Source organism: Uliginosibacterium gangwonense DSM 18521, assembly GCF_000373965.1.
Classification (GTDB): Bacteria; Pseudomonadota; Gammaproteobacteria; order Burkholderiales; family Rhodocyclaceae; genus Uliginosibacterium; species Uliginosibacterium gangwonense.
Genome location: NZ_KB892866.1, coordinates 17,564 through 28,975, shown reverse-complemented (window position 1 = coordinate 28,975; position 11,412 = coordinate 17,564). Strand labels below are relative to the sequence as shown.

Annotated in this window: 7 protein-coding genes; 3 read left to right on the top strand and 4 right to left on the bottom strand. The window is 55.8% G+C overall.

Annotated elements, in window-relative coordinates; translation table 11 throughout:
* Positions 1-7: 7 nt before the first annotated feature.
* The 3 genes from B145_RS0120275 to B145_RS0120265 form a co-directional block, all read right to left on the bottom strand.
* Positions 8-1,228, bottom strand: a complete 1,221-nt coding sequence (locus B145_RS0120275; RefSeq protein ID WP_033407844.1) for an efflux RND transporter periplasmic adaptor subunit — start codon at positions 1,226-1,228, stop codon at positions 8-10.
* Positions 1,229-1,421: 193 nt separating this feature from the next.
* Positions 1,422-5,585 (bottom strand): bifunctional diguanylate cyclase/phosphodiesterase, encoded by a 4,164-nt coding sequence (locus B145_RS27790; RefSeq protein ID WP_157288551.1) that lies wholly within the window; start codon positions 5,583-5,585, stop codon positions 1,422-1,424.
* A gap of 138 nt (positions 5,586-5,723) precedes the next feature.
* Positions 5,724-6,164 (bottom strand): PilZ domain-containing protein, encoded by a 441-nt coding sequence (locus tag B145_RS0120265; RefSeq protein ID WP_018609782.1) that lies wholly within the window; start codon positions 6,162-6,164, stop codon positions 5,724-5,726.
* 195 nt (positions 6,165-6,359) lie between these two features.
* Between B145_RS0120265 and B145_RS27785 the strand changes: the two genes are divergently transcribed.
* Positions 6,360-6,773 (top strand): DUF2141 domain-containing protein, encoded by a 414-nt coding sequence (locus tag B145_RS27785; protein WP_018609781.1) that lies wholly within the window; start codon positions 6,360-6,362, stop codon positions 6,771-6,773.
* A gap of 54 nt (positions 6,774-6,827) precedes the next feature.
* Here the strand turns inward: B145_RS27785 and B145_RS0120255 are convergent, their stop codons facing one another.
* The gene (locus B145_RS0120255; protein ID WP_018609780.1) at positions 6,828-7,307 is read right to left on the bottom strand and encodes an Lrp/AsnC family transcriptional regulator; all 480 of its coding nucleotides are present in this window, start codon (positions 7,305-7,307) and stop codon (positions 6,828-6,830) included.
* A gap of 157 nt (positions 7,308-7,464) precedes the next feature.
* On the opposite strand from B145_RS0120255, the gene glmS reads away from it, so the two are divergent.
* Positions 7,465-9,309, top strand: coding sequence for a glutamine--fructose-6-phosphate transaminase (isomerizing) (glmS, locus tag B145_RS0120250; RefSeq protein WP_018609779.1), 1,845 nt, complete (start codon positions 7,465-7,467; stop codon positions 9,307-9,309).
* Between the two features lie 342 nt (positions 9,310-9,651).
* Positions 9,652-11,385, top strand: a complete 1,734-nt coding sequence (locus tag B145_RS0120245) for a TnsD family Tn7-like transposition protein (RefSeq protein WP_018609778.1) — start codon at positions 9,652-9,654, stop codon at positions 11,383-11,385.
* Positions 11,386-11,412: the final 27 nt, after the last annotated feature.

Sequence of the window (11,412 nt, the reverse complement as noted above, 5' to 3'; positions counted from 1 at the left end):
GCGCATCTCACATCGGTGGCGGGCCGCCGGGGCCCATGCGACGGGATGCGGGCGCGGCACTGGCGCTGGCTTCGGCCAGCACCACTTCCTCATCTTCTCGGAGGCCATTGAGCACTTGCGCCACCACATTATTGTTCAGGCCAATTTTCACGCTGCGGGGGCTGACCTTGCCGTCACGATCCTGTACGCGGACTTCATAGCTACCATCCGCACCGCGTGCCCCCAGTGCGGTAGATGGAATGCTCAAAACATTCTTGGCTTCGCCGAGCACGATATGCACTTCGGTCGTCATAGAAATCCGCAGGATGCCATCCGGGTTCGGCACATCCAGCAGGCCGTTGTAGTAAATCGCAGAACTGGAAGAGCTACTGGAACTGCTGCTTGTACTTGAAGTGCTCGAAGAACTGGAATCCGAACTGATCGAATCCGGCGCAGGTTCAACCTCCCGCAAGGTGGTGGTGTAACGCTTGTCGGGGGCACCCAGAATCGTGAAGTACACTTTCAACCCGGGTTTCACGCGCGTGACATCAGCCTCCGAAATCTCGGCCTTGACGGTAACTGTATCGAGTTTGGCGAGCTTGATGATGGTAGGGGTACTCTGGTTGGCGTTCACCGTCTGCCCTTCCTTGGCGACGATGGCCACCACAGTACCATCCATCGGCGCACGAATCTTGGTATAGCCAAGGTTCAACTTGGCGGTATCCACGGAAATGGCAGACTGGGTGATTTGCGCCTCCAGTTCCTTGATCTCGGCACGGGTCACATTGAGCGTCGCTTCGGCGCTCTCATAGGACTCACGCGAGGTGGCATCCTGCGCCATCATCTGGCGCTGCCGGGCAAACGCCAGTTCGGCCTGGCGCAAGCTGGCCTTCTTGGATTCAAGCTGGGCACGGGTGTTGGCCAGCGATGCCTCTGCGGTACGCAGAGAGTTCTGTTGAGACAGGTAGTCGATCTCGGCGATCAAATCACCTTTCTTGACCCGGTCCCCCAAGTGCACCTTCAGGCTGGTAATCTGCCCTGAGACCTGGGCGCCCACACTCACCTGCTTGAGCGCCTCGATAGCCCCGGTAGCCAGCACACTGTCTTCAATATCTGCCCGGCTCACCTGTGCAGTCACCAACCGGGGCGGCGGGGCAGCACCAAACACGGTCAGGCGCAAAACCACTGCGGCACCCAGCACGACAATGGTGCCCAGCACATAGAACGTCTTCTTAGACAAAAATCTCATTTTTTGACGGCGCAGTTCCAGAAATACCAAGAATCCCTCGCATTTTGCGGCCTTCAGACGTTAAGGTATGCAAAGTACTTGTCAGAATCTGCTCACAGTCTGTCGCGAGATGGCGCAACCCATGTGCAACACCGCACAAAAACCGGAATGTATGACAGGGAGTAGATTGAAACTATACCGGCATATACCGCAATCAAGCTTGCCCCAACCTTAACTGCGCGGTAAAGCTTTCCACACTGGCCATGAATTCTTCCTGCAGGCCGATCAGCTCAATCAGCCGGTCACAGGCGGCCGGGCCGTCTGCCGTACCGGCCAGGGTCAATAGCTCGGAAGCCAGCGTGTGCACCGCTTCATAGCAAACGCCCATGTGCAGAAATTCGGGCATCATGCCATAGCGCCGGTGGGCGCTACCCTGCCGCCAGCGCCTAAATCGCCCGGCACTGGCAACCAGACTGGGAACATTCACCCCGCCCCCCTCACGCAGACATTCCACCACTCCATCAAACCAAACCCGCTCACCATGCACCGCGACCAACAAGGTCACATCCGCATGGCGGGCTGCGCTTGAACTCATGGCACGCCAAGCGCCGTTGCGCGCCCATTCCGCCATCCAATCCGCCATCTGCTCGGGGGGCATCGGCCGGGCAATGCCATAGCCCTGGGCCAATTGACAACCCAGCAAAACAAGCATGGCACCGTGCTGCGGCGTTTCTACGCCTTCGGCGATGGCTGGGCGATCAAACGCTTCTGCCAGACGCACCACGCTGTCCACAATCCCAAGGTCATCAGGATCTTCCAGCATGTCACGCACGAAAGTCTGATCAATCTTCAGCACGCTGATCGGTAGGCGCCGGAAATAGGTCAGCGAAGAATATCCTGTACCAAAATCATCGAGCGAGAAACGAACCCCCATTGCCACCCCGGCAGCCAACACGCCCGATGCCTGCTCAATATCACCAATCGCCGCAGACTCCAGGATTTCAAGCTCCAGATCGCCGGGTAGAACATTGGTATGTCTTGCCAAAGCTTCACGCAAGTAATCAATAAACCCTTCATGGCGCAGATGTTCCGGGCTGATATTGGCGCTCACAGACAGATTCACCCCTTTGGATTTCCAGGCTTCGATCTGTTGCAAGGCATGTTCAATCACCCATTCACCGACAGAAATCTCCAGGTCCGTGCCTTCAAGCAAGGGCAGGAATTCACCGGGGGGCACAATGCCACGCTCAGGATGACGCCAGCGGATCAAGGCTTCGGCCCCAATCACTTCGCCGCTGACCAGATTGACCTTGGGTTGGTAGTAGAGCATGAACTCGCCCGCGTTCTTGGCTTCTGACAGGCGCTCTATCGCCTCACGTTGCGCGCGCGCCTGTTTGTCATACCTCGGGTCAAACATGTGGTAGCGATTCCGCCCTTCTTCCTTGGCGGTATACATCGCCTGATCGGCATGCCGCAACAGCGTATCTGCGTCAACGTCATCTTCGGGAAACAGCGTCACACCAATACTTGCCGAAATTCCCAGCGGAACGTCTTCCAGGCGTGAAAGGCCCACCGCAGTGAGTATCCGCTGCAGGGCAACCCGGCATTCTTCGACTTGCGCCACCCCATTGAGCAGCAGCACGAATTCATCGCCCCCCAGGCGCGCCACCGTATCATCGGCACGCAGCGCTTCCTGCAGACGACGGGAGACCTCCAGCAAAAGCCGATCACCCGCATCATGCCCAAAGCGGTCATTGACCGGCTTGAATCCATCCAAATCCAGATAGCATACCGCAAGGGATTGCCCTGTCCGCCGGGCTCGGGCAATCGCCAGACTCAGCCGATCGGTCAGCATGCGCCGGTTGGGCAGAGAAGTCAGCGGGTCAAAATGGGCGAGCCGACTCAATTCGGCTTCATAGTTCTTATAACGGGTAATATCGGAGAACACGGCCACATAGTATTTCAGCCCACCACCACTGCCGCGCACCACAGCGATGGAGATGAGTTCAGCATAATCCTCACCACTCTTGCGCCGATTCCATATTTCACCACGCCAATACCCGTCCGTCATCAGATTGTGCCACATGCGGGTGTAGAACTCCTTGGACTGGCGCTTGGAGCCAAGGAAACGCGGGTCACGCCCCAAAGCCTCCTCTCGTGAATAGCCGGTAATTTTTGAGAAGGCCGGATTGACGTCAATAATCAGGTTCTGGTCATTGGTGACGACAATCCCATCCTGCGTATAGGAAAACACGTTAGCCGCCAGGCGTAGCTCATCCTCGGCCTTTTTGATTGCCGTAATGTCCGTCAGCGTTCCCACATATCCTTTCAACAATCCATTGGGCAGGAGTTCTGCTGCAATTCTTGCCAGCACCCAGACGATCTGCCCATCGGCACGCAGGTAGCGGAATTCCCCCGTGTAGCTGGCATTCGATTGCATGGCCATCTGCCATTCACTCTCGACACGCAGGCGATCCTTGCCATAAATGCTGTCGAGCCAGACCCGGCCAAAGGCATGTTCAGCCGCCATGCCGCAAATATCGAGCCAATGCCCGTTCACATAAATGCAATCAGCATTTTCATCAAGACAGAATATCCCTACCGGCGCTACCTGGGCCAATGTCCGGTAGCGCAGCTCACTCTCACGCAATGCGTCTTCAGAAATTTTGGCGACGGTGACATCGGAAACCATGGCGTAGAATCCATTCACCTGCCCCTCTTGCACGTCCGGAATGTAGTGCACCAAGGTATGGCGCGCGCCCTGCCCATCGTCCGGAGGAATAACCTGGTTGAACAGTTGAGCTTCACCACGCAGGGCAGCCAGTGCGCGGGGCAGGTTGCGCTGGAAGTTCTCTTCCCCGAGCAATTCAGACAGGTGCATGCCAGGCATGACTGAAGCATCAACATGAAACCATTCACCATAGGTACGGTTGCCGAAACGGTTGCGCAAATCACTGTCCCAATACCCGACCAACGAGGGCAGATTATCCAGAATGGATTGCAGATCATGCTCACGCTGAACAAGGCGCTCCTCCGCCAGAACCCTTTCCGTGATGTCTTCGTCGAGCCCCACAATACGTTCGACCGCGCCGTCGGCATCGCGGAAAACGTGCCCCCAGCTACGCACAGTGCGAATGACGCCATCGCGGCGACGCAGCCGAAACTGAACGTCATAAGGCCGCAATCCGGCTAAGGCTTCATCCAATTCCTGATAGACACGCTCGATGTCTTCGAGCAACACTCGTTCTGTCCAATAGGTATGGAAGTCCGAGGGATTGGGGTCGTCCACATCGTAGATGGCGAACATGTTCGCATCCCAGATGTTTTTTCTGATCTGCGGATAGAACTCCCACTGCCCCAGGCCCATGGCCTTGGCTGCCAGTTGTAGCAGACTGGCGCTGCTTTGCAGTTGGCGCTCGGTACGGGCAAGCAGCCTTTGCTGGTGAGACTGCCGCCATAAATACCACCAGAACCCCGCCACCAGCAGTGCAACAATCAAGCCATAACCCGCCAGCAGGATTTTAAGTTCGCGCATCCACGGCGCATAAATGGCTGAATTCTGGCGGCTGATGCCAATATAGAGCAGCGTGTTCGGTGCAAAGAAATCCGCATCAACGGTCAGCATGGCCATGCGATAGGTATCCCGGCCGAATTGATTCCGTCTGGATTGTATTTCCTCTGCCCGCCCCAGGGGTTTAAAGTCTTTGAAGTAATCTGCCAATGCGGCCAGATCCTGGCGGGCGGTTTCCGGGCGGCGCTCCGGCGTAGTCAGAAACACCCGGCCATCGCTATGGAGAATCGCCCCCCACATGTCCGGAGCATAGTTAATGGACTCCAGCAAGGTGGAAAAGTAGTCGACATTGACGTTTGCCACCACCGCCCCGGCATATTCGCCATTGGGCGCCAGCAATATGCGGGCAAACTGCATCTGGCGACTACCTTTGGCATCCGGCCGGGGCAGCGCCACGTATAACTTGGGTTGCGGCGGGCCTTGATGCATGGCGTCAACAATGGCCGACTGGCTCATGTCCTGCCCCACCATCGAACTGCGGTTGGCCATGAAGATGCTGCCCTTGGCGTCGAGCACCATCAAGGCATCAATGCCAGGCACACCTTGAGCCAGCTTGGTCAGATATGGCGCATCGCCTCCGCTTTCAACCTGCAGCAGGCGCAACATGTGATTGGTGCTTTCCAGCTGGCGCAGCACATTCTGGCGGACAACGCGCCCCTGGGTCATCAGACGGACATTTTCCTGCTCATCCACCCGACGATGATTCTGGTACAGATCGACAGCCACCAGACAGCCTGAAACCAGCACGGCCAGCATCAGCATCAACCACTGCATCGTGGCATTGGAATCGGCAGTCCCCTGTCTCACCAGCAGATCTCCCCACGATAAAAACCCTGGTCCGCTACGCCAGTTCCTGCCTTCTGGCGCGGCTTGCTTAACTCAAAACCAACTCATGTGATTATCGGCACAAGCTTGAAACAAATTGAGAAGCCAGCCCACATGGGATCAATTGATACGCGGAAAGTGCCCCGCGAACTTGGCAATCCATTCTGCGGCAGCGGTTTCAGCATCAATTGCACGCCCCTCCTGCTCTGCCACCTCACGTCGATAACGCTCAATGTGGCACAGCTGCTCCACCATCCGGGCAGCAAATGCATCTTCTGCAGAGACAAAACGAAGCCCGAGTTCATAGCATGTGTCATCAATCCGGCGACACCACACCACTTCACCCGGTACTTCAAACGGAGGATGTACAACAGGGATGCAGATCGATACCTGGGCACCAACCGGCAAGGGGGCATCGGACCGACAGGCCAGCCCGCCCCTGCAGACGTTGTGCATTCTATGGGCGGCATGTTTGGGGGCGTGCTCGCAATGCACATGGATCGGCATTTCTGCAGGATGCCGCAGATACGCTCTCTCTGGAGATTTGCGCATGTGGTTCATGAGTGCTCCTTATTTCACCAGTATGGCACCCAGGCGCCGTAACCCCAAGGCCACACAGCATGGCAATCCCCCTCCTGTCGGTAGGCAAAACAGGTGATTCACGCCTCACTTCAGGCAGTTCATCTCATAGCACTGCATTTACACGCAGCGGGTGCATAGGATGGAATCACCATTCATGCACAGGAGGAAAAAACCATGTTACGCCCCATCATCGCAATGCTGAGTCTGGCCTGCTGCGTTACGAGCCAAGCCGGTGAAATTCGCGTGCATTTCACCAATCTTTCGAATCAGAGCACCCCTGTCATGGTGGCCGTATTTGCCACCCAGGACCAATACCAAACCAAGCACCCTTACCGGGGCCAAAAACTAATGGCCAGCCAAAATCTGGTTGCAGATTTCCCCGCTCTGCCTCCTGGAGATTATGTGGTTGCGGCCTATCAGGATGATAACGGCAACGGCATGTTGGACCGGAATGATGAAGACTGGCCGATGGAACCGTATGGCTTTGGCCACAGGCCCACATTTACCATCGGGGCCCCAAGCTTTGCGCAATTAGCAATACACCTGGAGAATGATGGCACCCAAGAGCTTGACCTGGCCCTGCATTAAAACGCAGCCCCTACTCTGGCAGGCCGACTGGTTGGCGCCTTGACCACCCGGTGATCAAGGCGTATCCGGCAGATCAATCTGGGTTGAAAACTTACCCCGGTGGATCGAAAAGAATGTGCGCACATTGCGCACATTCACATCTGCGGCCAACAGGCGATGCGCGACCCGGTGGTAGCTCTCCATGTCTCGCACCTGCAGGATCAACACGAAATCCATCCCCGACGATACCTGATAGCACTGCTGCACCGCCGCTTCGCTCAAAACGCGTGCTTCAAAAGCGCGCAGCTTATCGCTGGACTGCTCATCCAAGGTCACTTCCACGATGGCGGTCAGCCCTGCCCCCAAAAGCTCCTGCGACAAAATCGCCACCCTGCGCTCAATGGCCCCAGCCTCCTCAAGCCTGCGCACACGACGCAAACAAGTAGCCGGGGAGATATGGACCTGCGCTGCAAGGTCTTGATTTGAAAGCGAAGCATCCTGTTGCAGCAACGCAAGAATCCGCAAATCACATGCATCCAATCCAAGACTCTTCAAGAAAACCTCCAAAAAACCATATTTTTAGGAATAAAATTTCTCGCAACAAGCCAAAAGAACATTAATTTCAATAACTATTAAATTTTGCAAGACAATTTTACACCCATCTCGCTAAGATGCGCAGCATTCAAGCCCTCTCAACAAGGAGTACCTGCTCATGTGCGGAATCGTCGCAGCTGTTGCCCAACGCAATATCGTTTCCATCCTGGTCGAAGGACTCAAGCGCCTCGAATACCGTGGTTACGACTCCTGCGGGGTTGCCGTACACCAGCACGGTGGCGTACGCCGGGCACGCAGCACCTCACGCGTGGCAGAACTGGATACCCAGATCCAGGAAGACCACGTGGAAGGCTTCACGGGCATCGCTCACACCCGTTGGGCCACCCACGGCGTACCTGCCGTACATAACGCACACCCGCACATTTCCCCCTCGCTGGACGATGCACGCGTCGCCCTGGTGCATAACGGCATCATAGAAAACCACGAAGAGCTGCGAGCCGAATTACGCGCCAAGGGGTATGTTTTTGAAAGCCAGACCGACACCGAAGTGATCGCCCACCTGGTTGACTACTATTATGACAACGATCTTTTTATCGCCGTCAAACAAGCCGTGCTCCGCCTGAAGGGAGCATATGCCATTGCCGTATTCTGCCGCGATGAACCCCACCGCATCATTGGCGCCCGAGAAGGCAGCCCGCTGGTCATGGGCGTAGGCGAACAAGGCGGAGAAAACTTCCTCGCCTCCGACGCCATGGCACTGGCAGGCGTCACCAACCAGATCGTCTATCTCGAAGACAAAGACGTGGTCGACCTCCAGATCGGCAAATACTGGGTCGAATCCCGCGTCGGCGATGGCTTTGCACGTGTAGATCGCCCCGTTCGCACCGTATATGCCCACAGCGGCGCAGCCGAACTCGGCCCCTACCGCCACTTCATGCAAAAGGAAATCTTCGAGCAACCGCGCGCGATTGGCGACACCCTGCAAGGCATCGAAAGCATCACTCCAGAACTCTTCGGCGACGACGCCTACAAAATTTTCAAAGACATCGACTCCGTTCTCATCCTCGCCTGCGGCACCAGCTACTACGCAGGCTGCACCGCAAAATACTGGCTCGAATCCATCGCCAAGATCAACACGCAAGTCGAAATCGCCAGCGAATACCGCTACCGCGACAGCGTCCCCAACCCCAAAACCCTGGTCGTCACCATCTCCCAATCCGGCGAAACGGCTGACACCATCGCAGCACTCAAACACGCGCGCAGCCTGGGCATGGAATACACCCTCACCATCTGCAACGTATCGACCAGCGCCATGGTGCGCGAATGCAAACTCGCCTACATCACCCGCGCAGGTGTCGAGATCGGCGTCGCCTCCACCAAAGCCTTCACCACCCAACTGGCAGCCCTATTCCTCCTCACCCTCAGCATCGCCCAAGTCCACAACAGGCTGACTGACGAGCAGGAAACCGAATACCTGCGCTCCATGCGCCACCTCCCCGTCGCCCTGCAGGCTGTGCTCGCCCTGGAACCCCAAGTCATCGCCTGGGCACAAGACTTCACCCGCAAGCACCACGCCCTTTTTCTCGGGCGCGGCATGCACTACCCCATCGCCCTGGAAGGCGCACTCAAACTCAAGGAAATCTCCTACATCCACGCCGAAGCCTACCCGGCAGGCGAACTCAAGCACGGCCCACTCGCATTAGTGGACGACCAAATGCCCGTCGTCACCATCGCCCCCAATGACACCCTCGTCGACAAACTCAAAAGCAATATGCAGGAAGTACGCGCACGCGGAGGGGAACTCTACGTCTTTGCAGACGCAGACTCCAAGATCGAAAGCCAGGAAGGCGTCCATGTCATCCGCATGCCAGAGCACTACGGCGTACTCTCCCCCATTCTCCACGTCGTGCCACTCCAACTATTGGCATATCACACTGCATGCGCATGCGGCACAGACGTTGATAAACCACGCAATCTGGCAAAGAGTGTGACAGTGGAATAATCATCCCTGTGTTCCGTGACAATTTTTATTCGCGACAATTATAGTCGCGAACTGGTTATTAAAGTCGCGAACTACCACCCAGCCCTGCGGAATCGCTCAAACGCCCGCAGGGCTTTTGTTTGCGCGCAATTGATCACGTTTGGCTGCACTTCACCAAAACAGTGCAATAAAGTCGCGAACTGAAGATTTTATTCAATAAAACAATGCATTAGCACATGGGTTTGTTTGCTTGATTCGAGGCGTAAAAACGGCTTTTCTGGACGATCATTCTCCAAAAACGCAGTCTTCTCCGAATGCTCATGAGCAAAAGAAGAGATGACTTGACTGGGTGGAGGCAAAGTCATGCAGGAACAACAAGTGGTGTTCCTTGTCCCTTGGCTTGAAGACGAAACGGTCTTCAGTCTGGCCAGCCGTCTACATAAGCTCTGGGGCTACCCGCTGGCGGGAAGTACCACGCAGATTCTGTTTGGTCACCACCGGGGAGGGAGTCAGCACGACTTCCCAACCCGACTCACAGAATTTGCGCAGAACACCAAAGGCCTATTGGGAAGCGCTACAGATATCGCCAAGACGCATACGCTCTATAAGTATTACCGAATCTTTCTGGATGAACCTGAATGTCAGGATTTCGTGGATGCCTTGTGCGGGCATTCACTTGCACATTTCAAACTCAAGCTTGGTCTGCTGACCAGTCGTTTCAGGGCCAACCACCCCCTCAAGGCATGTCCGCTCTGCATGCAAGCAGATGTGGAGCGACATGGCGTCGCTTACTGGCACCTCACCCATCAGTGTCCAGGTGTCTGGATCTGTCCGCTACACCATATCCCATTGCGTGAATCACGCCTTAAATCCTCGGGTGCCGAACGATTTCTGTGGCATCTGCCGGATAGCCGTCAATTTCGCGCTTGGTCGTCCGCCACACAGCGCGCCTTCATCAAATGTGAAGACAGGTTGGCTCATCTTGGAGCATTGATTATTGACTTGGTGAACGCACAGGTACGCGGTCATTTGCAAATAGAACAATTGCAGCGATGCTATGACGCCGCACTGGCTGACAAAAACTACCTTACACCTGCAGGTAAGCGACGCCAAAGATTAATCGCAGAAGACTTTCTGACATATGTGGAAGGATTGCATAAGATTCCGGAATTTGCCACGCTTCCCATCACCGTTGAAGAGGCCCAGACCCAGGTGAGCCGATTGCTGCGCCCCATGCGCTCAGGCACTCACCCGATCCGTCACTTCCTGCTGATTGACTGGCTGTACGGCGATGCTGGCGCATTCTTGCAGCGCTACGGACAAATGCAGCAAGTGAGTGTCTTTCCTTCAGGCCGTCAGCAGGCATACTCCCAAACCCTGCCCGAAACTCCTGCAACAGAAATCCACAGGCTCGTTGATGTCGAGCACTACAGCATGCGCAGACTGGCCAGCCACTTGCAGGTCGATATCACCACGGCAATGGTCTGGGCGGCACGATGCGGGATCGTAGTTCATCGCCGTGCAAAAGTCCTTAAACCGGAACTTCATGCAAGACTTGTAAAGGCTCTGCAACGGGGCATGGACAAGGCTGAGGCAGCTCAGCGCTATGGGCTTGCCGTGGTAACCATCACCAAGATCCTCCGAACCACTCCAATGCTGCACGCACAATGGCAGGCAGCACGCTTCGAGAAAGCTCAGCGGAAAGCCAGAAAGGATTGGGAAAAGGCGATCCAACGCTATGCCAAGCTTGGAACAAAATACCTGCGCAGTATTGAGCCTACAACCTACGCTTGGCTATACAGGAATGATCGAATCTGGCTCCAAGCGCATGCCATTCCGGCACTATCTTCTGCCAAATCCAGTAAACCTCATGTTCGATGGGACGAGAGGGATCGGTGCCTCAGCCATCAGGTGAAAGACGCTGTATTAAAGATCAAGACAGAACACCCACACAAAAAACTTCGCCTTTGGCAGATCTACCAGGAAGTCCCCGAACTCAAAGCCAAACTCAATGCGCTAGACCGGCTTCCGCTGACCCGCAAATGCCTGGATGTCGCGCTCAAGCATCAAGGCGAGACAAGAGATCTATTTGACTGACTTCAGTAAATCCGACTTGCCGACAGC

Bases quoted from the DNA above. Each gene is read 5' to 3' on its own strand.
- B145_RS27785 (WP_018609781.1), top strand. From the start codon at position 6,360: ATGTTACGCCCCATCATCGCAATGCTGAGTCTGGCCTGCTGCGTTACG.
- glmS (WP_018609779.1), top strand. From the start codon at position 7,465: ATGTGCGGAATCGTCGCAGCTGTTGCCCAACGCAATATCGTTTCCATC.
- B145_RS0120275 (WP_033407844.1), bottom strand. From the start codon at position 1,228: ATGAGATTTTTGTCTAAGAAGACGTTCTATGTGCTGGGCACCATTGTC.
- B145_RS0120245 (WP_018609778.1), top strand. From the start codon at position 9,652: ATGCAGGAACAACAAGTGGTGTTCCTTGTCCCTTGGCTTGAAGACGAA.
- B145_RS0120265 (WP_018609782.1), bottom strand. From the start codon at position 6,164: ATGAACCACATGCGCAAATCTCCAGAGAGAGCGTATCTGCGGCATCCT.